The 25,055-nt window shown below is 62.2% G+C and carries 27 protein-coding genes; 2 read left to right on the top strand and 25 right to left on the bottom strand.

Features of this window, described 5'->3' with window-relative positions; translation table 11 throughout:
• Nucleotides 1-6 precede the first annotated feature (6 nt).
• The 22 genes from FBY20_RS14680 to FBY20_RS14575 all read right to left on the bottom strand — a co-directional run bounded on the left by FBY20_RS14680 (nt 7) and on the right by FBY20_RS14575 (nt 17,995).
• Nucleotides 7-393 carry a flagellar hook assembly protein FlgD gene (locus tag FBY20_RS14680; RefSeq protein ID WP_142053045.1) on the bottom strand — a complete coding sequence of 129 codons (387 nt, stop codon included), beginning with the start codon at nt 391-393 and terminating at the stop codon, nt 7-9.
• A gap of 5 nt (nt 394-398) precedes the next feature.
• The gene (locus FBY20_RS14675) at nt 399-749 is read right to left on the bottom strand and encodes a hypothetical protein (protein WP_142053043.1); all 351 of its coding nucleotides are present in this window, start codon (nt 747-749) and stop codon (nt 399-401) included.
• Nucleotides 750-1,096: 347 nt separating this feature from the next.
• Nucleotides 1,097-1,555, bottom strand: a complete 459-nt coding sequence (locus tag FBY20_RS14670) for a hypothetical protein (protein WP_142053041.1) — start codon at nt 1,553-1,555, stop codon at nt 1,097-1,099.
• A complete protein-coding gene (locus FBY20_RS14665) occupies nt 1,552-2,889 on the bottom strand; it encodes a FliI/YscN family ATPase (RefSeq protein ID WP_255452352.1) in 1,338 nt (445 codons plus the stop codon). Before FBY20_RS14665 ends, FBY20_RS14670 begins: the two co-directional genes overlap by 4 nt.
• A complete protein-coding gene (locus tag FBY20_RS14660) occupies nt 2,886-3,476 on the bottom strand; it encodes a FliH/SctL family protein (protein ID WP_160144409.1) in 591 nt (196 codons plus the stop codon). The genes FBY20_RS14665 and FBY20_RS14660 overlap by 4 nt, the downstream gene beginning before the upstream one ends.
• A gap of 164 nt (nt 3,477-3,640) precedes the next feature.
• Nucleotides 3,641-4,165, bottom strand: coding sequence for a hypothetical protein (locus FBY20_RS14655; RefSeq protein ID WP_142053037.1), 525 nt, complete (start codon nt 4,163-4,165; stop codon nt 3,641-3,643).
• Nucleotides 4,162-5,586, bottom strand: a complete 1,425-nt coding sequence (gene fliF, locus FBY20_RS14650) for a flagellar basal-body MS-ring/collar protein FliF (protein WP_142053035.1) — start codon at nt 5,584-5,586, stop codon at nt 4,162-4,164. Before fliF ends, FBY20_RS14655 begins: the two co-directional genes overlap by 4 nt.
• A gap of 17 nt (nt 5,587-5,603) precedes the next feature.
• Nucleotides 5,604-5,900 (bottom strand): flagellar hook-basal body complex protein FliE, encoded by a 297-nt coding sequence (gene fliE / locus FBY20_RS14645; RefSeq protein WP_142053033.1) that lies wholly within the window; start codon nt 5,898-5,900, stop codon nt 5,604-5,606.
• Nucleotides 5,897-6,334: a flagellar basal body rod protein FlgC gene (flgC, locus tag FBY20_RS14640; RefSeq protein WP_142053031.1), complete on the bottom strand. Its 438-nt coding sequence runs from the start codon at nt 6,332-6,334 to the stop codon at nt 5,897-5,899. The genes fliE and flgC overlap by 4 nt, the downstream gene beginning before the upstream one ends.
• Before the next feature lie 2 nt (nt 6,335-6,336).
• Nucleotides 6,337-6,714 carry a flagellar basal body rod protein FlgB gene (gene flgB, locus FBY20_RS14635; RefSeq protein WP_142053029.1) on the bottom strand — a complete coding sequence of 126 codons (378 nt, stop codon included), beginning with the start codon at nt 6,712-6,714 and terminating at the stop codon, nt 6,337-6,339.
• Nucleotides 6,715-6,745: 31 nt separating this feature from the next.
• Nucleotides 6,746-7,912 carry a flagellar basal body P-ring protein FlgI gene (locus tag FBY20_RS14630; RefSeq protein WP_255452350.1) on the bottom strand — a complete coding sequence of 389 codons (1,167 nt, stop codon included), beginning with the start codon at nt 7,910-7,912 and terminating at the stop codon, nt 6,746-6,748.
• The gene (locus tag FBY20_RS14625) at nt 7,879-8,481 is read right to left on the bottom strand and encodes a flagellar basal body L-ring protein FlgH (RefSeq protein WP_255452349.1); all 603 of its coding nucleotides are present in this window, start codon (nt 8,479-8,481) and stop codon (nt 7,879-7,881) included. Before FBY20_RS14625 ends, FBY20_RS14630 begins: the two co-directional genes overlap by 34 nt.
• Entirely contained in the window at nt 8,478-9,440 is a 963-nt protein-coding gene (gene flgA / locus FBY20_RS14620; protein ID WP_142053027.1) for a flagellar basal body P-ring formation chaperone FlgA, read from the bottom strand. The genes FBY20_RS14625 and flgA overlap by 4 nt, the downstream gene beginning before the upstream one ends.
• A gap of 9 nt (nt 9,441-9,449) precedes the next feature.
• The gene (gene flgG, locus FBY20_RS14615) at nt 9,450-10,232 is read right to left on the bottom strand and encodes a flagellar basal-body rod protein FlgG (protein WP_142053025.1); all 783 of its coding nucleotides are present in this window, start codon (nt 10,230-10,232) and stop codon (nt 9,450-9,452) included.
• Between the two features lie 10 nt (nt 10,233-10,242).
• Nucleotides 10,243-10,965, bottom strand: coding sequence for a flagellar hook-basal body protein (locus tag FBY20_RS14610; RefSeq protein ID WP_255452525.1), 723 nt, complete (start codon nt 10,963-10,965; stop codon nt 10,243-10,245).
• A gap of 53 nt (nt 10,966-11,018) precedes the next feature.
• Complete coding sequence (locus FBY20_RS14605) at nt 11,019-13,100, bottom strand: flagellar biosynthesis protein FlhA (RefSeq protein ID WP_142053021.1); 2,082 nt, start codon at nt 13,098-13,100, stop codon at nt 11,019-11,021.
• Nucleotides 13,097-14,176, bottom strand: coding sequence for a flagellar biosynthesis protein FlhB (locus FBY20_RS14600; protein WP_142053019.1), 1,080 nt, complete (start codon nt 14,174-14,176; stop codon nt 13,097-13,099). Before FBY20_RS14600 ends, FBY20_RS14605 begins: the two co-directional genes overlap by 4 nt.
• Nucleotides 14,176-14,943: a flagellar biosynthetic protein FliR gene (locus FBY20_RS14595; protein ID WP_142053017.1), complete on the bottom strand. Its 768-nt coding sequence runs from the start codon at nt 14,941-14,943 to the stop codon at nt 14,176-14,178. The genes FBY20_RS14600 and FBY20_RS14595 overlap by 1 nt, the downstream gene beginning before the upstream one ends.
• A 4-nt stretch (nt 14,944-14,947) precedes the next feature.
• Complete coding sequence (locus FBY20_RS14590) at nt 14,948-15,187, bottom strand: flagellar biosynthetic protein FliQ (RefSeq protein ID WP_255452347.1); 240 nt, start codon at nt 15,185-15,187, stop codon at nt 14,948-14,950.
• A 16-nt stretch (nt 15,188-15,203) separates the two neighbouring features.
• Nucleotides 15,204-16,250 carry a hypothetical protein gene (locus FBY20_RS14585; RefSeq protein WP_142053013.1) on the bottom strand — a complete coding sequence of 349 codons (1,047 nt, stop codon included), beginning with the start codon at nt 16,248-16,250 and terminating at the stop codon, nt 15,204-15,206.
• Between the two features lie 157 nt (nt 16,251-16,407).
• Nucleotides 16,408-17,001 (bottom strand): putative 2OG-Fe(II) oxygenase, encoded by a 594-nt coding sequence (locus FBY20_RS14580; protein ID WP_160144408.1) that lies wholly within the window; start codon nt 16,999-17,001, stop codon nt 16,408-16,410.
• Nucleotides 17,002-17,140: 139 nt separating this feature from the next.
• Nucleotides 17,141-17,995 carry an IclR family transcriptional regulator gene (locus FBY20_RS14575; protein ID WP_142053009.1) on the bottom strand — a complete coding sequence of 285 codons (855 nt, stop codon included), beginning with the start codon at nt 17,993-17,995 and terminating at the stop codon, nt 17,141-17,143.
• A gap of 160 nt (nt 17,996-18,155) precedes the next feature.
• Between FBY20_RS14575 and FBY20_RS14570 the strand changes: the two genes are divergently transcribed.
• Entirely contained in the window at nt 18,156-19,145 is a 990-nt protein-coding gene (locus FBY20_RS14570; RefSeq protein WP_056325097.1) for a tripartite tricarboxylate transporter substrate binding protein, read from the top strand.
• A 151-nt stretch (nt 19,146-19,296) separates the two neighbouring features.
• Nucleotides 19,297-21,648, top strand: coding sequence for a cytochrome P450/oxidoreductase (locus FBY20_RS14565; RefSeq protein ID WP_142053007.1), 2,352 nt, complete (start codon nt 19,297-19,299; stop codon nt 21,646-21,648).
• A 74-nt stretch (nt 21,649-21,722) separates the two neighbouring features.
• Here the strand turns inward: FBY20_RS14565 and FBY20_RS14560 are convergent, their stop codons facing one another.
• The 3 genes from FBY20_RS14560 to FBY20_RS14550 form a co-directional block, all read right to left on the bottom strand.
• Nucleotides 21,723-23,027, bottom strand: coding sequence for an ABC transporter substrate-binding protein (locus FBY20_RS14560; protein ID WP_142053005.1), 1,305 nt, complete (start codon nt 23,025-23,027; stop codon nt 21,723-21,725).
• 37 nt (nt 23,028-23,064) lie between these two features.
• Complete coding sequence (locus FBY20_RS14555) at nt 23,065-24,189, bottom strand: zinc-dependent alcohol dehydrogenase family protein (protein WP_142053003.1); 1,125 nt, start codon at nt 24,187-24,189, stop codon at nt 23,065-23,067.
• A 101-nt stretch (nt 24,190-24,290) separates the two neighbouring features.
• The gene (locus tag FBY20_RS14550) at nt 24,291-25,043 is read right to left on the bottom strand and encodes a glucose 1-dehydrogenase (protein WP_056559207.1); all 753 of its coding nucleotides are present in this window, start codon (nt 25,041-25,043) and stop codon (nt 24,291-24,293) included.
• Between the last annotated feature and the right edge of the window lie 12 nt (nt 25,044-25,055).

Below are 25,055 nucleotides of genomic sequence, written 5' to 3'. Positions count from 1 at the left end.
CGCTCCTTAGCGTATGGCCGTCACGGCACCCAGGCTCAGATCGCTGACGACCGAGCCGCTCGTCGTACGGATACTCAACATGGGCGATCCGGAAGCAAAGCTCAGCGCAGTCACCGTACCCGTAAGGCTGCCGGTCTGCGATGTCACGTCGACAGTCTTTCCGATCAAGCCGACCGATTGCAGGGTCGCTTGCAACCCGACCAGTTCATCCAGCTTGGAGTAGGTCTGACGGCTTTGCTCCAGGGACGAAAACTGGGCTATCTGTCCGATGAAGTCCTGGTTCTCCATCGGCTTGAGGGGGTTTTGGTTGGTGAGCTGGGCCAACAGCACCTTGAGCAGATCCTGCATGCCAAGCTGCGTCGAGGCTGCCGCCCCGGTCGAATCGATTGCCATTTTTCTTACTCCGACAGAGAGGGTGTAGACAACGAGTGTGAATGAGACGTGCGGGAATCGGAGACCGGCAGCCCGTTCAGGTAAAGCGCTGCCAGGCGTTGCGAGCCATCGCCCAGGCTGGCGGCAATTGATGCCGCGAGATGGTTCACTTGCTGGCTGTTCATGCGGGTATCCCGCACCCACACCGAGACGCCCTGTTCACCGCGTTCGATATGCACCGATTGCTTGCGTGTTCGCACGCCCAGCGTGCTCGCCAGTTGGGTCAGCACGGCAGCCTGATCGAAGCCGTGGGCGGAAGAGGTTCGACCGGCGGACGTCGGCGTCGCCAAAGACACCGCGACAGAGGCGGTAGTCACGGGCAGAGGGATGCGTGCAGGAGCGGGCAAGGCTCTGATTGCCTCGGGCGCGGGTCCGACGCTGCCGACGTCCGCCTGTCGACTTGAATGTCGCGAATTCTGACCACGGTCATGCTGTCCGACGATGGGTGCCGGAACCTCTCTGCGACCCTTCAAGTCCGCAATGCGCGGATCGATCAAGCCTGGCTGCGGCCCAGGGCCACCTTCCGTGTTTCGTCCTTCCAGCCACGATCGCAACTGAGCGTGTTCCACCGCTTGGCGCCAGTCACCCGAGGCGGTGCGTCGCCCGGAATTCGCTCCTACCGTTGCGGGCCCTTGCGCACTGGGCATCAATGCATCAAATGCTGTCACAGCCGTTCTCTCCATGATGGCCACGCCGCATCGGCCTCACGCTGATCGGACCGCACCACTTCGAGTTCGAACTCGCGCTTCGACTGATTCTTGTGGCGCTCCACGATCTGCGTACGACGATACGCCTGCGCCGTCTGTTCCTGGGACCGCTCGACCTCTGCCCTTAACTCCCGCTCATGTGCCAAGGCAACTCTCAGCCTCGAATGGTGCGCGGCAAGGGACTCGCGCACAGCAGCATGGCTCGCGGGGTCGAAGCGCGGGGCGCGTTCACTTGCAGCGTTCCAATCTTTCAGGCTGCGGCCAAGCGCTGACCGCAACTGTTCGATTTGTTCTTGGTGCTGGTCGAGGCGCCGCTGCGCGGCAGCGAGCGACAGCCGGGCCTGCTCCAGCCGATGGGCGTAGAGCGCTTCCAATTTCACCAGTGGATATCGATAGCGTGCTTGGGTGGCCGTCATTCCATATCCTTTCGGAGCGGATGAATAACATCGGCCAGCGCCGCGAACGCGCCGGCGCGGGTGTCTGGCGCGTCCGTGTCCTGCCTCAGCCAGTTGTCGAGCGCGGGCGCAACAGCTAGAGCGACGTCCAGCGCTGGATTCGACCCGGGCTGATACGCGCCGATGTCGACCATCTGCCGGTTTCTGTCGAGCAATGCGAGGCACGCCGACGCCTGAACCATGGCTGCGCGTTCATCCTTTGTGGTGAGTTCGCTAACTAGACGGCTGGCACTGCGCAGCACATCAATGGCTGGGTAATGTCCGCGATGCGCCAGATCGCGGCTCAGGATGATGTGGCCGTCCAGCGTGGCGCGTAGACTGTCCGCAATCGGCTCGTTGAAGTCGTCGCCTTCTACCAGCACAGTGAAAACCGCGCTGATGGAGCCCCCGCCTTCCAGCCGCCCACAACGCTCGCACAACTCCGGAATCTCCGAAAAGACTGACGGCGTATATCCTCGCGCGGTCGGCGGCTCTCCCGCGGCCAAGCCAATTTCGCGCCGCGCCATTGCGTATCGCGTAACCGAATCCATAGTCAAAAATACATTCTTGCCCTGGTCTCGGAAGTACTCCGAAATGGCCAACGCCGCATAGGTGGCTCGGGCGCGCATCAGCGCTGGCTCATCGGATGTCGCAACCACGACGACGGATCGCGCAAACGCATGCCGCCCCAACTGCTGCTCGATGAAATCACGGACTTCCCGTCCACGTTCGCCGATCAGCGCTATTACGTTCACGTCCGCTTTTACGCTTCGCGCCAACATACCCAACAGCGTGCTTTTTCCAACGCCGCTGCCCGCGAAAATCCCCACACGCTGGCCCTGCCCCAACGGCAGCATGGCGTCGATAGCTCTGACACCGGTTTCCAGGGGCGTGTCGATTGGCTTTCGGTGCAGCGGATTGATCGGCGCGGCCTTGAGCGGCGCGCAGGATGCCGACTCCACGGGCGGCCCGTCATCAAGCGGTTCACAGAAGGCATTGACCACCCGGCCCAACAGCGCAGCGCTGACGGGCACGCCAGCAAGACTTCCGGCAACGGTGACACGGCAGCCCGCGGATACGCCATCCAGCCTGCCGTAAGGCATGAGAACCACGCCGTCAGGTTTGACGCCCACCACTTCCGCAAGAATGTCCGCGCCACCATTCTGGGGCGTGATGCGGCACAACGCGCCCAGGCTGGCGTCCGGACCTGAACACGTTACAACCAAGCCGGCGACCTGACGAACAAACCCCTCCCGCGCGTAAAGCACAGCGGCGTCAAGCGCCTTCAAATAGGCGGTCATGGATGCGTCGCTCACGCGTGAACTCCTCGCGAGCGATAAGTCCGCGACAAGGCCTCGGCCAACACGACCACCTGCTTCTGCAGCCTGGCGTCGAGATTGCCCGATGCGGTCTGCAGCACGCAGCCGCCTTCAATCGTCGGGTCCGACACCCATTGAACGTCGGCGGCCTGAGGCACCAGCAGCGCCACGTCGACGCTGGCGGCGCGCAAGAGCTCCATGTCTGCAGGCGACAGCCTGACGCGTACATGCGAGGGATCCCGCAACTGCTCACCTGCCTTCCGGATGATGTTGGCGACGCGCTCAGCGTCCGGGGGCTCTCCCAGGATTCTGGCCAAGGCAGCCATCGTCAGCTCCAACGCAGCATCCTCCGTAGCGCCGCGCTCGCGCTGGAGCGCCTGCACCAACGCATCCCCAACCGCAACGAATCTGGTTTGCTGGTCCCGCAACTGTTCAGCCACCTGCGTCTGCGCGGCGCGCAGCCCTTCCTCCATTCCTGATCGGAACCCCTCTACATGCGCTGCCTTGCGCACCTTCTCTGCCTCAGCCTGGATCATGCGCTGAGCGATAGCCAGACTACGCTGTTCTATTTCCAACTCGCTCATTGCGTTCGACGCGGCTGGGGGCAACACCGGCGCACTGGCAGCCGGCTCAGGTTGCGAGCGAGTGCCAGCAGCCAGAGTCGACGTTCGCTGCGGCAGCGGTGACGCCTGACCCACCAAGCGCGATGAGGGCGCCACCGGCATTTGCCGCAGAATGGGCGCTGTCTTCATGTCAGGCTCCTGCCACGCCGCAGGAACTGCCATCGCGCCGGTTGCATACGGACTGCGGAGGACTGCCGAACTGCCAAGCGCTGTTCGAGTTCTTCGATCAGCGCCTTATCCAGCGCTGCGGCAGAGGCCAGTCGCGCGGACAGCTCCTCGACGCGTTTGGCTCGCCCAGCACCGCAAAGCTCCAGGAACACCGCCTTCCAGGGCCAGTCGTTGAGCCGTACGATACGTGCAACCAGCATGTCAGGCTCACCGCGCAGCAGCGCCCAGATATCTTGCGCATGCGCGCGCAGCACCGTTGCTGCGGGAGCGTCGGGCATCGGATTACTCGCAAGCGCTTCTTTTTCGAGCACGAGCTGGTTCAGCAGCTCCTGATCGGCGGGGATACCCGTACCGCGCAGCTCTCTCAACAGCGAGGATAGTTGCCTGCGATGATCCGCAGGCAACCGCGATAGCAGCCAAGCGCGGTCACGGTCCGCGACCGCATGCAAAGCCAATGCACTCAGGCGCAAACCGTCCATCATGGCTTTTCCGCCTTCGTGTCGGACGGGGACGGCGTGAGCCAGCCGCGCAACTGTTGCAACAGCAATTCGCGCTGCTCCACCGACAAGCGTGGCGCCCGCTGACGCCGGCAGCTCAACAACAACAGCAGCACGACCAGTACGCCACCTGCCGCCAACAGCAGCGCAATGGCCAAGCGAGGCGTCCACTCGAACTCCGTCCTCAAGGCTGGCGGAGGTGCCGCTGCAGCCGTCAGAGCACCCTTTTGGGCCACGGGATCGCCGCCGCGAGCGGCCATTTGGTCGGTGCTGTAGACGACGACGGTGTCACCGCGCTCTGGCTGAGCCCCCGCAGCGTTCCCCACGAGCATTTTCAACCGGTCCAGGGCGCCGCCGTCCATCGGACCGCGCACAACGGCCGTGACGCCCATCTTCATGATTACGCCGGGTGTCGAGACCACTTCCTCCACCTTTCTGCCTGGTTGGTAGTCGGTCTCACTTTCCGTATCGCCCCCGGCCCTTCGGTTGCCATTTCCGGAAGCCGACTCTCCCTCTCGATTTGAGCGCCGCTCGCGCACGACAACGCCTGTCGGCTGTCCCTTGCCGGCAGGAGAATAGGGCAAGATGTCTTCCGTCGTGGTGCGCATCCGATCCATGTTCAGCAACACGTCCACGCTCGCCACGACAGCCCCCGGCCCGAACGTCTGATCCAGCATGCCGGAGACCTTCCGCGTCAGGTACTCCTCGGTCGAGCGCTTCAGCGCAAGCCGCGCATCCGCTGCGCTTGCACCCTCCCCGTCGTCGCCCGATGCTGTCAACGCGACCCCGTTCTGATTGACGATGGTTACGTTGCGGGACTCAATGTCGGGAATCGACGCCGACACCAGGCGCTGGATCCCTAGCACCTGCTCCGGCGTCAAGCTACGTCCGTCCCGCAGCGCGACGGCAATCGACGCCGTCGGCACACCGCCCGTGCGATGAAACAGCCCTTGCTCTGGCAAGGCGATCAGCACGCGCGCGGAGTCGATGTTCGACAGGGAAAGAATGGTGCGGGTGATTTCCCCCTGCAGTGCGCGCTGATAGTTGATCCGCTGCGCGAACTCGGTCATGCCAAAGTCGGCATTGTTGAATAGCTCGAACCCGACGGCACCGTGCAGCGGCAGATCCTGACCGAGCAGTCCGATGCGGGTCTTGTGAACCAGTTCCTGCGGAACCAGAATGGCAGTACCGTCCGCCTCCAGCCGATAGGGGATCTTCTGCTTGTCCAGTTCACTGAGCATTACCGAGGCGTCTTGCGGCTTTACGCTAGAGAACAGCACCTGATAATTGCCGCGCGTGAGCCAATAGCCCGCAATCGCAACCGCGGCGACGATCGCGACGGCACCGAAAGCCAGCGTATAGCGGTGACGCCTGTCCAGGCGCATCCAAAACTCCGAGAGAGACATTTGCGATAAATCCTGTTTCAGATTTGCATGCGCATAACTTCCTGATATGCGTCCAACAAACGGTTGCGCACTTGCAGGAGGAGTTGGAAGCTGGCCTTTGCCTCTTCCATGTTGATCATGACCTGGTGCAGATTCTGGACATCCCCTACTGCCAGGCGTTGCGCGTCTGTCTCTGTGCGAAGCAGGGCATGATTGACGTTGTCCAGACCCCCGCTAACCAATGCATCAAATTGCGAACCCTTGGGCGTCTGCGACCATGCAGAAGCCATAGGTACCGATATCGCCTCTACGGCTTCAATCGCCGGAATGCTCATGAGCGGCCTCCGATCTCCAACGCTTTCATGGCCATGCTTTTGGCGGCATTGAACGCCGCCACGTCTGCCTCATATGCGCGGCTTGCCACCATCAACGTCATCATTTCGGTCAGAGAGTCCACCCCGGGGTACAAGACGAAACCATCCTTGTTCGCCTGAGGATGGCCGGGCTCATGGACGCGGCGCGCCGGTGCGCGGTATGGCGCCACGCTCAAGGTCCGGGCTGCCTCAATGCCCTGGTCCATCAACGTCTCGAAGCTGCGCGCTCCTGGTGCGGCTCGAACCGAAGCCTGCACGCGCAACGGCTGATAGCCGGCGCCGTTTGCGGCCCAGGGGGTGTTTGCGTTGGCAAGATTCAAGGCTGCGACATCGACGCGCAACCTTTCGGCACTCATGCCGGCGGCGCTGATGGCAAATGCACTTTGGTAGTCCATGGTCAGCGTCTCCCGTCCGTCAACGCAGCATCGATCAGCGCGACCTGCCCATTCAGAGATTTGACTAGCGCCTGGAAATGCAGCGCATTGCGCGCAAGGCCCGCGACTTCCTGGTCGATCGACACCGCATTTGCGCCGTAGGGAACCGAAGTTTCCGACGGAGAATTGGTCAGGCGCGCTGCGGCCAAGGCCCGTGGGTCAAGCCTCCCGCCTCGATCCAAGGCTGTAGCCGCCGAGGGCATCAACGATTCAAATTGCACGCGAACGGGGACATAACCCGCCGTATGGACGTTGGCAATGTTCGCGGCGCCAACGCGTTGCCTAAGACTGGCTGCGTCGAGGGCGGCGCCGAGCGCACTTAATGTGACCGGATCAATCATGTCGATGAACACTCACAAAAGGAATAGCGGACTACTGGATGATGAGATCGGCGTGCAGTGCGCCAGATGTCTTGATGGCGCGCAGGATCGAAATAATGTCCCGCGTACTGGTACGGATTTTCGTCAGGGCTTGCACCAGCTCGGCAACGGTGCTGCCTTCCGACATGACAAACGCATTGCCCTCGCCCTCGCGTACGTCCACGGTGGAATTGGATACCACCTCGGTGCGAATGCCTCCGCCCGCCTGGCGAACGAAAATCGGCTGAGAAACCTGGTTGTCAGTCACGATCGAAATCCGCAGGTCGCCGTGCGAAATCGCGACCTTGGACAGGCGTACGTCGCCGCCGGACACGACCGTGCCGGTTCGCTCGTCCAAAATCACCCTGGCACGCTGATCCGGCGCAACGGAAAGCGCTTCGATTCGCGAGACAAACGCCACCAGGTCGTTCCGCTCGAATTCCGGCACGTGAATGTCGACCCCGGCCGCGTCGCGAGCCCTGGCCACTTGCCTGCCCAAGGCGCGATTGATCTCCGCCGCCACCCGGCCCGCGGTCGTGTAGTCAGGGTTGGCCAGCAGGAACGTGAGCACGCCTTCTTCGTTGATCATTTGCGCACTGACTCCCACCTCGACCAGCGCACCGCTGGGAATCGAACCTGCGGTGGGGTGATTCTTCTGCACCACGTTGCCATTCATGTCGTATCGGTACCCGCCCACGGACAATGGCCCTTGCGCCAGCGCATAGATCTTTCCGTTGGCAGCCTTTAGCGCAGTGACCAGCAAGTTTCCGCCGACCAGACTTCGCGCATCACCTGCAGAAGTCACCACTACGTCCACGGCGTCGCCCGGGCGGGCGAATGGCGGCAGCATCGCGCTAACCATCACAACCGCCACGTTTCGGCTCTGCACCTGTTCTGGAGCGACGGTCAGATCAAACTGCGAATACACGTTCGCCATCGCCTGTCGGGTGGTCTTGTTGGACGGAGAGTCACCCGTGCCGGCCAGGCCCGCAACGATGCCGTAGCCCACGAGCGAGTTCTCACGCCAGCCTTTGAGCTTTCCAAGGTCTTTGATACGGACTACGTCCGAGGCGGCAGACCTTGCCGCCAGACCTTCGCCCGCCCACGCCAACATACTCAGCGTCAAAATCGCGATCAATCCACGCATCAGAATCCCAGCCAATTGAGAAAGCGGTTCCACCAGGCAGGTCGTTGCCTTCCCGCCAGTTCACCTTCGCCAACATATGTGATCTCTGCATCGCTCAGGCGGGTCGATACCACCACATTGGCCGGCGAAATATCCTGCGGACGCACCCGACCTCTGACATGAATCTTCTGCTGTTCATCATTAACGGTCAGCAGCTGGTCGCCCTTTACATACAAATCGCCGTTGGGCGCGATGTCGACCACGCTGACAGACATCTGCGCAAGCAGCCGCCCAGACCGCTGGGTCTTCCCGCCGCCCTCGAAATCTCCGTCCACGTTCACGCTTGCCGCGGTCGTCGGGTGACGCGACAAGCTGAACTCCGCGTCGATTCCTGCCCTGCGGCCCGTCGAGGTATCGGCCGAACTCGTCGCTGAAGAGGTTTCCACCACCTGAATCGTCAACACGTCGCCGACACGGCTGGCCTTGCGGTCAGTCCCCAGCGAGCGATACAGAGAAGGGTCGTACAGGCTTTCGGCGCCGGCACCGGCGACCATGATGACCATAGTCAACAAGAACACACTCGCACGCGCACGGTGACGGCCCAGCAACCGAGGGTTGATCATTCCTGTATCTCCACCAACCCGTTGCGTACCACGCGCGCCAGCACGGTTTCGGTCCCCTGCGCCGGACGCACCCGAACGGTCCTGCTGGCCCAACCATCTTGCATCGCAAGCGCCGTGGTCTCGATCATGACGGTGCCCGAGCGCACGCGTAACGCCACCTGGTCGCCGCGCTCAACGTCGGGCAGCGCTTGCAATTGCGATCGCAGCAGGACGGATCCCGCTGCTACCGCGTGTTTGGTGCGCACTGCACTCAGCGGCTCTTCCGCCGGCCAATATGCGGCTCCCAACGCCGCGACATCGCGCTCCTCGATGGTCACGTCCTGTGGCGACAGCGATGCTCCCGCGGGAAGACTCGCGTTCAAGCGAAAAACGGGTGCGATCGCGCGAACATTGAGTGCTACGGGCAACGCGCGATACAGGCGCTTTTCCCGCCAGAGTTCTATCCACACCACCAAGCGCGACGGGATTTCCGCGCCAAGTTCAACGGGACGGGCCCGCAATTCGTATTGGCCCGCGGCAATCAGCTCCGGCAACGGGCTTCCCGCCAGCTCGACCTCGAACCTTTGGAACTTCTGGCGTAACGCTCGTGCGGCCGTTGCCTGTGCGACTTCGGCAACGGCGTCCTGATCCAGGGCGGCCTGCTTGCGCGTGACGCGCACAGACGCATTCCCTCGCCACACCACCGAGCCCAGCTCGCCGGGCGCCGTGTCTATCCAGCGCTGCAGCTCCTCTCTTCCAATCTCCCGCACCGATTGGGTTGTCGGCGCGGGGCCGATCGGCAGCCTACCCAGGCGGCTCACCCGATCCGACGCCCCTTCAATTGCGGCAACGTCGCCCAACGTCAAGGTCGCCTTGTGCACCTGAACCGCTTTGCGGACAAACACCCCAGGGGCGGCAGGAGAGTGCGCGGCCACCGTCATCGGCAACAGGAGAAGAAGGAAGAAAAGCTGCTTTCGCACGTCCGCCGCCTAGCGCCTGAGGTTATTGACCAAGCCGAGCATGTCATCCGACGCCTGGACAATCTTGGCGTTGGCCTCATACGCACGCTGCGCGACCATCAGATTGACGATCTCTTCGTTCAATTGCACGTTGGACGCTTCAAGATAGCCCTGGGCATAAAGCCCCATGCCGTCCTCACCCGGGCGTCCCAGGATGGGATCGCCTGAACGTTCCGTCGCTTGATAGAGGCCATCACCCAGCGCTGCCAGGTCTTCGGGCGCGTTGAAGCGGACAATATCCAGCTTGCCTAGTTCGTCCGAATCGCGGCCGCCATTACGCCATGCCATGACGCGGCCGTCAGGCAGAATCGTGAGTTGTTCGCTGTCCGCGGGGACCGAGATCATGGCATTCAGGGGCAATCCAGCCTGCGTTGTGAGCAGACCATCCGGGTCGACCTTCAACGTGCCGCCCCGCGTGTAGGCCACGCTGCCATCCGGCATCGCAACTTCCAGCAACCCTTCTCCGCGAATCGCGAGGTCGAGAGGTTTGCCGGTGGGTTTGATCTCCCCGGCGACGAAGGATTTCGCGTTGCGCGAAATTGCCACGCCCAGCCCCAAGTTGGCCGAGGGGTCCATACCCAATACTCCGGCGGGAAGCCCAGGCATCGCCGCGCGTGTCATCAGGTCCTCGAACACGACGTAGGATTTTTTGTAGCCGGTCGTGTTCATGTTGGCCAAGTTTTGGGCCACCACATCGACGCCAGTCTGCTGGGCGTGCATGCCGGTTGCGCCGATATACAGGGAATCGATCATTTCTGTCCTTTTAGAATTCGCCGAGCTTCTGCACCGCGCGGCCCGTCATCTCGTCCACGAACTGGGCAGTCTTTTGCAGGCTCTCGAAATGACGCATCACGTCAATCATTCCGACCATCTCTCGCGCAGGATCCACGTTGGATCCCTCCAGATATCCTTGCAGCACCGAGAATTCGCCTTCCTGCGCCGCCGAGCCTCCCTCGCTCTCGGCGCGGTAGACGCCGGCGCCCAGTCGCTCCAATTTTTCTGGTTGTTTGAACGACATCATGCTCAGCTTGTCCACGAAGCGTCCCTGGTCATAGACGTTTCCCAGGTGATCGATCCGCGGCGAACTCGATACCAGCCGAATTTCTCCCCCTAGCCCCATCACCAGATCACCTTGTGCATTCACCAGACGTCCCTGGCTGTCCGTGTGCATCGCACCCTGTCGGCCATAGAGCGTCTTTCCATCCCGGGACAACTCCAGAAAAACATTCACGCCGGTCAGCGCCACGTCCAAGGGACGGCCGGTGTACTGAACTCCGCCCAGGCGCATATCCGAATAGGACGCAGCCGCCCCGGAAGCCGGACTTACCGCTGAGCCACGCTGTTCCAGTGCCTTCATTTGAGCGTCGAAGTCGATCCCATTCACCATTTCCCGCTTATAGGCAGGGGTACGGACATTGGCCAGGTTGACGGCGATCGCGTTCAAACGCGTCTGGTCCACGCCCATGCCCTGCGCAATCACACTCATGATTTCCAAGATTGGCTCTCCGATTCAGACTGACTAATTCGTGACATTGCCCGTCACGCAGCTGCGGCTTCGTGTACTGCGGCCACGGAAACGGCCGAAAAGGCCTTGAGGTCGATGCTGTTGGGGACCTCGGACATCGACAGCACGCGCAGATGAGGCAGCACGCGCTCCGTCAACATACGCATGTGCCGGCGCAAGTCCGGCGAGCACAACAGCACGGGAAGCAGATTTGCCTTCATCATCCCTTCAGCCTGCTGCACCAAACCACCGATCAATTGGTCCGCGAAGCGCGGCTCAATCGCTAACCGCCCGCCGGTTTCGGAAGACGCCCTCAAGGCATGGCCTAGGTGCGCTTCCGTCAGCGGATCCAGTGTGATTACATGCAAGGTGCTGGTATCGCCAGAAAGCGAGCGGCAGATAGCATTGCCAAGACGCTGCCGCACCTGCTCCGCCAGGAGTCCGCTGTCGTGTTGATGTCTGCCTGCGTCCGCAAGCACCTCCAGGACCGCTTCCAGATTGCGCACGCTGACCTTCTCGCGCACCAGCGACTGCAGAACTTTCTGCACTTCGGTCGTCGACAAGATGCCCGGGATCAACTCTTCGACCAGGCCCGGTTGGGTCTGCCGCACCCTCTCCAGCAACTTGTCTGTTTCGCCACGCGTCAGCAGTGTGGCGGACTCCCGGCGCAAGACCTCAGTCAGATGCGTCATCAACACGGTAAGCCCGTCGATGAGCGTATAGCGTCCCTGTTGGGCATTCGCTTTTTCGGATTCTTCAATCCAGACTGCCGGCAAGCCATAGGTGGGATCGCGAGTCTCAATCCCGCGCACGGTTTTGGTCACCCCCGCCGGATGAATGGCGAGCCAGCGATCTGCCATGGCCTGACCTTTGCCCACAGGAACCCCGTGAATCAAGATTTCGTATTCATCCGGCGCCAGGCGCGTGCTGGCACGGAAGCGTACGGCCGGCAGCACCAGGCCCATTTCCAGCACATATTGATTTCGAAAGACAGTTACGCGATCCGAGAACCCGCTGTGGTCCACCACCGACGGCAGCAGGTGCGCGCCAGCCTGGATTTCGATGGGCTCCACCTTCAAGGCCTCATACGGGTCGCCGGAAGCGGGCGCCGCGGGCAGCGCGTCAGGTCCGTCCACTGTGCCGCCTGCGTCATCAGCAGATTGCATCGCGCGTCTTGCTGCCCAGCCCAGACCCAGGACCATGACGGCGAGTACGAACGCCGGCAATGCTGGAATGCCGGGCAGCGCCATCAATGCAAACAGTGCGGCGCAAACGAGGAACAGGGTTTTGGGAAACAGCGTGATCTGGCGCGCGACTTCCTGGCTGAAGTTTCCATCGGACGCAGAACGGGTCACGATAATTCCGGTGGCAACCGCGATTACGAGTGCCGGCACCTGAGTCACAATGCCATCGCCGATCGTCAACAGGGTGTAGATCCGTATCGCTTCGCTCCAGGGAATCCCGAGCTGCATTACGCCGATCACCAAGCCACCGACAATGTTGATGGCCATGATCAGGATGCCAGCAATGGCATCGCCCTTCACGAACTTAGACGCTCCGTCCATCGCGCCATAGAATGCGGCCTCTTTCTCGAGAGTCTTTCGGCGAACTTGAGCCTGCTCCTGGGTGATGAATCCCATGTTCAAATCTGCGTCGATGCTCATCTGCTGGCCAGGCATGCTGTCCAGCGTGAAACGCGCAGCGACTTCCGACACGCGTTGTGCGCCGCTGGTGACCACCACGAACTGCACAACAATCAAGATCAAGAATACGATCAGGCCGATCACATAATTTCCGCCAACGACGTAGCCGCCAATTGCCGAAATCACGCTGCCGGCGTTCGCCTCGGAAAGGATAAGCCGCGTCGCCGCCACGTTCAGCGACAGGCGAAACAGCGTGGCGATCAGTAGCAACGATGGAAACGTGGAGAATTCCACCGGACGCGTCATGTAGAACGTCAGCAGCAAGATAAGAAATGCGAAACTGAAGTTGGCCAGAATCAGGAAGTCGAGCGCCCAAGGAGGGATCGGCAGGAACAGGACAATCAATACGCCCATCACCACGAGCACCATGATGACGTCGCGATTGCTTGCCAGCCAGACTGACAGGCGGTTCATCGCGCACCCCGCAGTGCAGACCGGGCGTTTCGCTGCGCCAGCAGCCACACCATGACGCGGGCAACGTCCGCATAGAGCGCTGCGGGAATTGTTTGTCCCATGTCTCCTTGAAAGTAGAGGGCACGAGCAAGCGGGGGATTTCTTACGATCGTGACCCCGCAGCGCGCAGCCTCTGCCCGCATACGCGCGGCCAACGATCCGGCGCCCTTCGCAAGCATCACAGGCGCCGCCATTTCCCCACGCTTGTACTCCAGCGCGACGGCCAGATGGGTAGGGTTGACGATTAACACATCTGCTTGGCCGACATGGCGCACAGATGCGGCTTTCTGCAGCATTTCGACCCGCAGACCGCGCAGACGGGACCGCACCCGAGGATCGCCCTCGCGATGCTTCACCTCATCTTTGACGTCGCGGCGGCTCATACGCATCTTGCGTTTGAACTCGAATCGCGTGTAACCCAGATCCAGCATTGCCAACAGCAAGGCAACAAACGCCAGCTTCAACGCCATCGAACCCAGCATCGCCATCAGATCGCTCAAGGCGTCGAATGGAGCCCGCTCGCCTAGAAGATATAGCGACGGCAACAGGTCCCGCACGACGACATACAGCACCCAGCCTAGTATGCAAACCTTGATGACGCTCTTGAACGCATCGTAGATTGTGCGGATCGAGAACAGTCGTTTGAGGCCAGTGACGGGGTTGAGGCGCGTCAGGTCCGGCTTGAGCGGAAACGAGCTCCAGACCAGCCCCGTTTGCGCCAGGCTGGCCAACAATGCCGCTGCGCCGACTGTCAATGCAAATGGCGCAACGATTTGGAGGGCACCCGCCCCAGCATGTCCTACCAGCGATACGACAGACACTGCGCTCAGGTCCATTGCCAGGCCTTGTATCAGGGCTGCGCGCGCGAGGGCAGTCATCCCATGCATGGCTTCCCGTCCCCATGCGTACAAGGCCGCGGCTGCAGTCAGGAGTGCTACGGCGCCCGTGAGATCGGGGCTGCGCGCAACCTGGCCACGTCGGCGCGCCTGCTGCAGCTTGTAGGGGGTAGCTGCTTCGCTCTTGTCGAATTCCTGCATCAGCGCACCGCCCCATTCCACACATCCGAAGTCAGCCGGAAAATCCGCGACAGTCCAGACGGCATGAGTTTTACCCAGACGCCCAGGGCGGCGAGCCCCACAATGATCTTGATGGGCAAGGCGATCACGAAGACGTTCATTTGAGGCAGCCCGCGCGCCAACACGCCCAAGCCAAGCTCAACCAACAACAAGATCGCGGCCACAGGTGCGACCAGCATGAAGCCGAACGCGTACGCGTTGCCCCAAGCGCCCAGCACGGCGCGAAGATTCACATCCCGCAATGAGAACCCTCCGACGGGGACCACACTTAGCGTGTAGGCAATTCCTCGCAACAAGGTGTGATGCCCGTCCAGCAGGAAAAAGAGCAATACGCTGGCGTAAAGGAAGATGGAGGTGATGATCGGTACTTGCGTACGGCTGACAGGGTCGAATACCTGGCCGATGCCGAAGCCAATCTGGATATCCAGGGCTCGGCCCGCAAATGCAATCGCGGAAAATGTGCAGAAAATCCCGCAGGCAAGCAACAGACCAAACGAAAACTCCAAAGCCGCGCTTTGGATGAATGTCCCCGCCGAAGACGGCCCAGAATGAGCTGTGGCCGGCAGCGCTGCCGCAGTCGCGACGGACAGCATCGCCACGAGGAGGACCCTCGCGGTAGCTGGGATGGGAAACATGGTGAACACGGGCGTAAAAGCCAACATCGTTCCAATTCGGATCGAAATCAAGACGACAACCGTGAGGGCGGAAAGCTCGGGAGTTATAGTCAAAGCCTCACCTCAAGCCCGGGACATCTCGCAGCAGCGTCGTTGCATACTGCATGAGCGTTCGCAGCATCCAGGGGCCGAACATCGCCATGGCGATGACTGCTGCAACGATCTTGGGAATGAAGGTCAGCGACATTTCCTGAACCTGCGTCACAACCTGCAGAATGCTGATGACCACGCCTACGGCCAGCGTGAGCAGCAGTACTGGGGCGCAGATCAAAAGACCTGTCCAGAACAGATCACTCATCAACTGAATGGCTAGATCAGGCCGCATGGTCTTTCATCACCTCGTGTTCAGACTCGGCCGCCGCCTCGATTTCTGCCATTTCGCTCGACTCATGGTCGGGCGTTTCGGCACCGTCGAATATCGACGCCAGCATTCTGGGGTAGACATTCGGGTGAATCATGGGATGGCTGTTCATTTCTAGCAGCCATACCTTGTCGTCCTCGTCAATCACGGCATCCAGCGTGAATACGGAGTTTGGACGCACGCTCTCGCTGATGCCCCGCTGCAGAACAGGCCCTGCATAACAAAACTGCGCCGCAATCTGCGGCGATGTCTTATCCCAGACATCCCGATTCTTGAGCGTGACGCGGTCATGCGGCGTCAGGTAGCGAAAATCCAGCATGACGTGGACACCTTGCGGGACGACATCGTCGAGCTGGTACCCTTGCCAAGCCAAGATCTGCACCGAGTCGTCCAGATTCATGACCAAGTCGAAATTGCCGCGGGGCTGGGTGGCAATTTCGCGCAGCGTCCGCCGACCATCTCCAGTTATCTGCGGCGGGCTGAGTATTTCCAACGCCACGGGCTCCCCGTTCCAAAACCAGGCCTTGGCGCTACGGCCACGAATGAACTGTTCGCAGAATTCACCTTCCCGTAGTGCTATGCCGTCGTTCAGCGGGGCGAGGGGCCCGAAAGGCCCCCGAATACCGACGCCAAAGGATCCGATGGCCGGCTTGATGATGAAATCCGGTGACAACGGATCGCCGTCTGTCCAGCTTGCCGTTACCCTCAACCCATTGTTCAGCGCATATTGCTTAAACAGCATCTTATCCGTAGACAAGGGCCACGATTTTACGGGATAGGGCATCCAGCCAATAAAATCACCGTCCTCGGCAAAATCGCGCTGGTAAATGGTTCGACCCTCATGCTCTCGAACAAAGCGGGGGATCATGACGGTACGACGCCCACAAAAATTAATAGTCAGCTCGAATGTTTCCGGTGCAATCAATAAATCTGCGCCGCGCGCAAGCGCCCATTCACGAATGGGCTTCAAATGCTTTATCGGGCGGAACAGGTAATACATGGATGCGCCGAATTAACAGCCAAAAAAACTTGATTATTCGGCGGAGTGTAGGTTTGGCCCCTGAAAATTACAATAAGAAACCATACACAGCCAAACATTTCAGTTGAAACCCAAAAAAAACATTCCTCTATAGGAAAAGTTCGATTTTTTTCAGGTTTCAGGCGGATTGTTCATATTTCACGCTTCCCGCGATAACCCGTCTTGTTACATTGTCGGAGTTGGGGGTTGTGTAATGCATGAGATAGCGGGGGAACAAAATCAGATCGCCTTCTTTCGGCTGGATAATGTTCACCAATGCGTGACGTGGAACGACGAATCCACCCCGGCCCACCGTCCCTCTAGGGTCCATCAGGACTAGTTGGCCACTTCCGTCTCGTGGCATCGTCAAGTAATAGACGAACGCCATATCGGAGCCTTCGTGATAATGGGCATGCACGGCATCTTTCGCTTGACCGGAGCGCTGAACGACAAACCACATAGTGTGATGGCGTTGCGCTTGGCGAATCTGGTCCCCGTAGACTTCGTGCGCGTAGTTGTCGCATTCGGACAATAGCAGTTCACGAATCGTCTTCAAATTCGGATTACGAGAGCGTTTGAAAATTCCCGTGTCGTAGCGCGTATACAACGTCTCGATCGTGGCGGACCGACGTTCGTCGTTTAGAAGCCGACTCTGATTCTGCTCGGAGAAAGCTTGCAGCGCTTCATGCAGCTCCGCGCCCACCTGCCCGCTTTCGCGCAGGTTGTAGTGCATTATCGGAGTAGGCCATAACCATTGGATTTCGCGGGACATGGTGAAACAGAAGGAGTTGGGCGGCGCGCCTTCCGCGCCGCTACATTCCTAAGTTATCCACCTATCCACAATTCGGTTTAGGGGGTGCAGTGAAATAAATTTATCCCACCAAATACCCCAACGCCACACTGGCCGCCAGCGCCTCGCGCTTTACCGCGGCCACCACCGCCCCGCTCTCGGAAACGTCAAAACCGCCGGTCGCGCCCAGCGCCGTCAATACCGCGCAGACCCGTCCAGTATGGTCATACAGCGGCGCCGAGACGGCGCTGATGCCGCGCAGGTTCGTGTCCTTCACCGTGGCGCACCCCAACGCCCGCACGTCTCGACGCAAGACGCCGATGGGATCGTCGCGATCCAGCAGTTCTCGCTGATCGGCAGGCGCGCCGGCCAATTCCGCTTCCGCCAGCGCCCGCACCGGCGCCTCGTCCAGCAAACCCAGAAAGGCCCGCCCCGTCGCCGACCACAGCATCGACAGCACCGACCCCACGCGTACGTTCACCGTGACCGGCAAGCCGGGTTCCTCGAATCGCACGATAGTCGGCCCCTTGTTGCCCATGACGGCGATGAAGCACGTGACCGCCAGGCTTTCGCGCAGGCGCACGAGCGCGGGTTCGCCGATGCGTAGCGGGTCGGCCTGGCGCATGGCGGCTACCCCTACATAAAGCGCTTCGAGGCCCAGGTGATATTGCTGCGTCGCCACTTCCTGGTCGACCAGGCCCTCGGCGATGAGGCTCATCAGGTAGCGGTGCACCTTGGCGGGGCTTTCGCCGACGTGGGCGGCCAGCGCCGTGAGGCTGGCGCGGCCGCCCAGGCGGGCAAGCCCTTTCAGGACGGACATGCCGGTTTCCGCGGCCTGGACCCGCTGCCGGCGTTCGCGAGGCCGGACGGCCGGGGCTTCGGCGGATTCAAGATCAGACGCGAGGTCGGATTTGGGCGGCAAGGCGGCTTTGCTCATTGGAAATACGGCTCCGTAACAGCGGGCTCGCCGGCAACCGAGGGACCGAAAGCCTGGAGCGGGACTAAGGTTAACCCTTCTTCAAAAATTACGCATTGCGTATATGCTTTACGCAAATAAGGAATGCACTTTTGACATTCCACAACGAGGAGACTTGTCCATGCGCAGTGTTAAACACCACATCCTGGCCGGCCTGATGGCCCTGCCCCTCTTGGCTTGTGCCAGCGCGTCCGCGCAGCAGGCGGCTGCCGATTACCCGTCCAAGCCCGTGCGCTGGATCGTGCCGTATGCCGCTGGCGGCGGGTCGGACTTCCTGGCGCGCAGCATCGGGCAAGGCCTGACCGGACGCCTGGGCCAGCCGGTGGTGATCGAGAACAAGCCGGGCGGCAACACGGCAATCGCGGCGTCGGAAACGGCGCGCGCCCCGGCCGACGGCTACACGATGTTGTCCGCCGACAACGGCACGCTGGTGTTCAACCCCGCCCTCTACAAGAAGCTGTCGTATGACCCGGCGAAGGATCTGGCGCCGGTCACGCTGATGGGACGGTTTCCGATGATCCTGGTGGTCGGCCCGGCCATGAAGGTCAACTCGGCCAAGGAGTTCCTGGCCGAAGCCAAGGGACGCAAGGAAGGCCTGGATTACGCCTCGGCCGGCGCCGGCAGCCCGCACCACCTGGCGATGGAATTGCTGAAGGTCGAGGCCGGCCTGACGATGACCCACGTGCCGTACCGTGGCGCCTCGCCCGCGCTGGCGGATGTCGCCGGCGGTCAGGTGCCCGCGATGATGGTGGACCTGGCCGCCGGCGCCGGCTTCATCAACGGCGGCAAGGTCAAGGCGCTGGCGGTCGCCAATCCGACGCGTCTGCCGCAATTGCCCGACGTGCCGACGTTCGCGGAGATCGGCCTGAAGAACGTGGAAGCCGCCGCGCAGGTCGGCGTGGTGGTGCCGGCCGCCACCCCCAAGCCGGTGATCGACGCCCTGAACAAGCAGGTGGTCGCGACCATCAATGACCCGGCCACGCGCCAGCGCCTGGTGGAGTTCGGCATCGAGCCGATTGGCAACACGCCCGCGCAGTACGCCGAGATGCTGACGGCCGAACGCGCCCGCTGGCAGAAGCTGATCAAAGATCTGGGCATCACGCTGGATTGAGCATTACGCGGGAATGCGCGTCATGCCGGCCTAGGCATCACGCTCGACCGCATCACGTTGAACCCCGCACCACCGGCCCGCCGCATCCAAAGCCGCAAACATGTGCCGCACCCCGCGGCGGGCCCGCAAGACGAACACACGGAACGACCTCATGAACCAAGCATCCGCCACGCCGCGCCCCTCGGGCTGTCCCATCGATCACGCCGCGCTGTCCGCCGCGCAAAGCCCGACGGGCTGTCCGGTCAGCGCGCGCGCCGCCGCGTTCGACCCCTTTGGCGACGGCTATCAACAGGACCCGCCCGAATACGTGCGCTGGGCGCGTGAGCAGGAGCCGGTGTTCTACAGTCCGCAGTTGGGCTACTGGGTCGTGACGCGCTACGACGACATCAAGGCGATCTTCCGGGACAACATCACCTTCAGCCCGTCGATCGCGCTGGAGAAGATCACGCCGACGGGGCCGGAGGCCAACGCGGTGCTGGCATCGTACGGCTACGCCATGAACCGCACGCTGGTAAACGAGGACGAGCCCGCGCACATGCCGCGCCGACGCGTACTGATGGACCCGTTCACGCCCGAGGAATTGAAGCACCATGAACCCATGGTGCGTCGCCTGACGCGCGAATACGTGGACCGCTTTATCGACGACGGGCGCGCCGATCTCGTCGACCAGATGCTGTGGGAAGTGCCGCTGACCGTGGCGCTGCACTTTCTGGGCGTGCCCGAAGAAGACATGGACCTGCTGCGGCAATATTCCATCGCGCACACAGTGAACACCTGGGGCCGTCCCAAGCCCGAGGAGCAGGTCGCCGTCGCGCATGCAGTGGGCAACTTCTGGCAGCTGGCCGGCAAGATCCTGGACAAGATGCGGCAGGATCCGTCGGGTCCCGGCTGGATGCAATACGGCCTGCGCAAGCAGCAGACGCACCCGGAGGTGGTCACCGATTCATACCTGCATTCGATGATGATGGCCGGCATCGTGGCGGCGCACGAGACCACGGCCAATGCGTCGGCCAATGCCATCAAGCTGCTGTTGCAGCATCCGCAGGCCTGGCGCGAGATCTGCGAGGATCCGAACCTGATCCCAAATGCGGTCGAGGAATGCCTGCGTCACAACGGATCGGTTGCCGCGTGGCGCCGCCTGGCCACGCGCGACGTGGAAATCGCAGGCGTGGCGATTCCGGCCGGCTCCAAGCTGCTGATCGTGACCTCGTCGGCCAACCATGACGAAGGCCAGTTCGAAGACGCCGACCTCTTTGACATCCGCCGCGAAAACGCCAGCGATCAACTCACGTTCGGTTATGGCTCGCATCAGTGCATGGGCAAGAACCTCGCGCGGATGGAGATGCAGATCTTTCTGGAAGAACTGACGCGGCGGCTGCCGCATTTGAAGCTGGCAGAACAGTCCTTCACCTATGTGCCCAACACCTCCTTCCGCGGGCCGGAGCACCTGTGGGTGGAATGGGATCCGGCGCAGAACCCGGAGCGCGCGAACCCATCCCTGCTTGAAAACAGGCATCCCGTACGCATCGGCGAGCCTTCATCGCACGCCATCACACGGCCCGTCGTCGTGCAAAGCGCAGAGCAGGCCGCGGACGGCATCCTGCGGCTGCGTCTGGTGTCACCCGACGGCAAGCCCCTGCCCCGCTGGAAGCCCGGATCGCACATCGACGTGGAATGCGGCGACACCGGCCTGTCGCGCCAGTACTCGCTGTGCGGTGACCCGGCCGAGACCAGCGTGTTTGAAATTGCCGTGCTGCGCGAGGCGGATGGCCGTGGCGGCTCGGCCTGGATGCACGCGAACGCCACGCCCGGCGCGCGCCTGCGCATCCGTGGCCCGCGCAATCACTTCCGAATGGACGAGTCGGCTTCCAAGCTCATTCTGATCGCGGGCGGCATCGGCATCACGCCGATCAGCGCGATGGCGCGGCGTGCGCGTGAACTGGGGCTGGACTATGAATTGCATTACAGCGGGCGATCGCGCGGTTGCATGGCGCTGGCGGACGAACTGGCGACGCTGCACGGCGACCGGCTGCATCTGCACGTCAAGGACGAAGGAAGCCGCGCCGATTATGCGGCCCTGCTTGCCGAACCGCGCGCGGGCGCACAGGTGTATGCGTGCGGTCCGCAGGGCCTGCTGGACGCGCTGGCGGGATGCTGCGCGGCGTGGCCGGAAGATGCGCTGCGGGTGGAGCACTTCCATTCCACGCTTGGGACGCTGGATCCGTCGAAGGAACAGGCGTTTGAGGCGGTGCTGAAGGATTCGGGCATCGTCATCACCGTGCCCGCGGACCAGACACTGTTGACGGCATTGCGTGGCGCCAACATCGATGTGCAGAGCGATTGCGAGGAAGGGCTGTGCGGGTCGTGCGAGGTGCGCGTGCTGGAAGGCGACATCGACCACCGCGACGTGGTGTTGACGCGGGCGGAACGCGAGGCGAACAACAAGATGATGGCGTGCTGCTCGCGGTCTTGCGGGGGGAAGACGGTGGTGTTGGAGCTGTAGAAAAAAACGCCCCGGCGCTCACGCCGGGGCCATCCCTGCACTACACACACTGCTGCTTGCTCAGTCCGTCCCGATCAGTTCGGGAACACCTTGATCTGGTCGCTTTTCAATACCTCAGGCGTCAGGCTCTTTTCGATCCACGCCATCGACGTATCCGTCACCCCGGGCGTCACCAGCTCAGCCGGCACGATGGTGATGTCGGACAGGACCTTGAACGGGTACTTGTCGCTCTTCTTGGTCACGCCGAACAACTGCGCTTCCAAAGCCTGGCCGTCGGCGCGGTGCATCTTCACTTCGCGGCCGTAGCCCTTGAAGGTCACGTCGTGCATGGCGGCGGCCACCTGTTCAGGCGTCGGCCAGTTGCCGCCGTTGTCCTTGATGGCCTTTTCGTAGCCGGCTTTCAGGCCGTAGATGCCTTGCACCATGTGATAGACCGAGTAGATCGGATAGGCGCCGGTCTTGTCGTGGAATTTCTTCACGAAGGCCTGGTGCTTGGGATCGTCCTTGGTTTCCGGGTGCAAGAAGTAGTGATCGCCACGCGCGCCGACCAGGACGCCTTCGGGCAGGGCGTTGCCCAGGCGCTCAAGCGAGCTTTCGGCCAGCGACAGCACGAAGGTGGAGTTCTTGAACAGGTTGCGTTGCGAGGCCTGGCGCACGAAGTTGTCCAGGTCGCCGCCCCACGATGTGGAGACGATGACATCCGGGCGCAGCGCCTGCAGGCGGCTGATTTCGGTGGAGAAGTCGGCGGCGCCGAACTTGGGGAACATCTCGGCGACGACCTTGACGTCGGGCTTGAACTTCTTGAGCGCGGCCAGGAAGATGTCGCGCGAATCGCGGCCCCAGGCGTAGTCCTGGTTCACGATGGCGATAGTCTTGAAGTCGGGCTTGACCTTCATCAGGTACAGCACCTGCGCGACCATTTCGGTGGTGGCGTTGGCCTGCGTACGCACGACGTACTTGTACTTCTTGCCTTCCAGCGCCTTCTCGGTGCCGCAGTCCCACAGCACGTTCAGCACCTTCAGGTCCTCGGCCACGGGCGCGACGATGTTGCAGTGGCCGCTGGAAATGGCCGACAGCATCACGCGCGTGCCGCCTTCGGCCAGACGGCGGTACTCGGACAAGAGCTTTTCGCCGCCGCCGCCTTCGTCGATGTAGCTGGGCACGATCTTCACGCCGTCGATGCCGCCGCCCGCGTTGATCTCTTCGATCAGGATGTCGGCCGCATCGCGCGCCGGCACGCCGAACACGGACGCCGAACCCGACAGGAAGGTCGAGATGCCGACGTTCAGTTCCTTGGGCTTGTCGGCGGCAATGGCCAGCGTGGCCAGGCCCGACAGCAGGGTGGCACCCAGCAGGGACGCCAGTCTTGAGGTCTTCATGGTGTTGTCTCCAGTGTTGTTGATCGGGTCTGTGCCCTTAGAAAACGATGGCGTCGCGCAGGCTGCCGCCGGTGGCGAGGTGATCGAACCCCTCGTTGATCTGGTCCAGCGAAAACGATTGGCCCATCATCCTGTCGACCGGCAGGCGGCCGGCCTTGTACAGGTCGATGTAGCGGCTGATGTCGATGGCGGGTACGCCCGAGCCCAGGTAGCTGCCCCGGATCTCGCGCTCTTCGCCCACCATCTGCGACAGCGACAGCGGAAAACTGAACTTGGGATTGGGCAGGCCGGAGGTGACCGTCGCCCCGCCGCGGCGCGTGAGCTTGTAGGCGGTTTCGAAGGCGGGCACGGCGCCGGCCATGTCAAAGCCGAAGTCCACGCGTCCGCCGGCCATATCCATGAGGTCGTCGTCGGTCTTGACCTGCTTTGGGTTGACGAGGTGCGTGGCGCCCAGTTCTTTCGCCAGCGCCAGCTTCTCGTCGCTGAGGTCGATCGCCACCACGCGGCGCGCGCCCGCTGCCACCGCGGCCAGCAGCGCGCTCAAGCCCACGCCACCCAAGCCCACGATGGCGGCCGTGTCGCCCATCTTGATCCGGGCGCGGTTGATGACGGCCCCGGCGCCGGTCAGCACGGCGCAGCCGAACAGCGCGGCCTCGCGGTGGCTGAGTTCCACATTCACCTTGACGCACGAGCGCCGCGACACCACGGCGTATTCCGCAAAGCAGGACACGCCGGTGTGATGGTTGATGTACTCGTCACCGATGTGCAGCCGGCGCTCGCCGCCCAGCAATGTTCCCTTGGTGTTGGCCACGGCGCCCGGTTCGCACAGCGCGGGCCGGCCTTCCATGCAGGGGTTGCAGCAGCCGCAGCTGGGCACGAACACCATGGCGACGTGATCGCCGGCCTTCAGGTCCGTGACGCCGGGGCCGGTCTCGACGACTTCGCCCGACGATTCATGCCCCAGCACGATCGGCACGCCGCGCGGCCGGTCGCCGTTGATGACGGACAGGTCCGAATGGCACAGCCCCGCCGCACGGATTCTGACCAGCACCTCGCCACCGCCCGGCGGGTCCAGCTCGATGTCCGCAATGGTCAGGGGCCGGGACTGCGCGTACGGTCCTTCGACCCCCACTTGCCGCAATAACGCCGCTTTGATTTTCATGCGTCTTCATCCACAGAAGTGATCCGGACCGCGGGCGGTCGCGGCATCCGGCATGCCGGCGCGAGCGGGGCCTTGCGACCCCGGCAAGCCGGCGCCCAACCCTACACCGTGCGCCCGCCGTCGACAGGGAACTCCACGCCGGTGATGAACTCGGCGGCGTCGCTGGCCAGGAACAGCGCGGCCGCGGCCACGTCGGACGGCTGGCAAAAGCGGCCCAGCGGAATGGTCGAGACGAACTTGGCGCGGTTCTCGGGCGTGTCGGGCAGGCCCATGAAGAGTTCGAACATGCCGGTCACGCCCATGACCGGGCAGATGGCGTTGACGCGGATGCCTTCGCCGCCCAGCTCCACGGCCATCGACTTGGACAGCACGTTGACCGCGCCTTTGGACGCGTTGTACCAGCTGAGCCCGGGGCGCGGACGGATGCCGGCCGTCGATCCGATGTTCAGGATCACGCCGCGCTTTTGCTTGCGCATGACGGGCACGACGGCCTGCGCCATGTGGTAGATCGACTTGACGTTGATGTCGAACATGCGATCGAAGGTGGCCTCGTCCACGTCCAGCATCGGCTGGTTCTTGTGGGTGATGGCGGCGTTGTTGACCACGATGTCCACGGTACCGAATTTGTCGAGCGCGGCGCGCACCACGTTGTCGATGTCGGCGCGGCTCGACACGTCGGCCTTCACGGCCAGCGCGGCATCGCCGATTTCAGCAGCCACGCGGTCGGCGGCCTCTTTATTGATGTCGGCGATCACGACCTTGGCGCCTTCCTTGGCGTAAAGCTTGACGATGCCCTCGCCGAAACCGTTGCCCCCGCCCGTGACGATGGCAACCTTGCCTTGCAACTGGCTCATTTTCTGTCTCCG

The organism is Achromobacter sp. SLBN-14 (genome assembly GCF_006715415.1).
In the GTDB taxonomy this organism is placed as follows: Bacteria; Pseudomonadota; Gammaproteobacteria; order Burkholderiales; family Burkholderiaceae_B; genus Achromobacter; species Achromobacter mucicolens.
The sequence above is the reverse complement of the archived record's forward strand: the minus strand, read 5'-3'. Positions and strand labels throughout refer to the sequence as shown.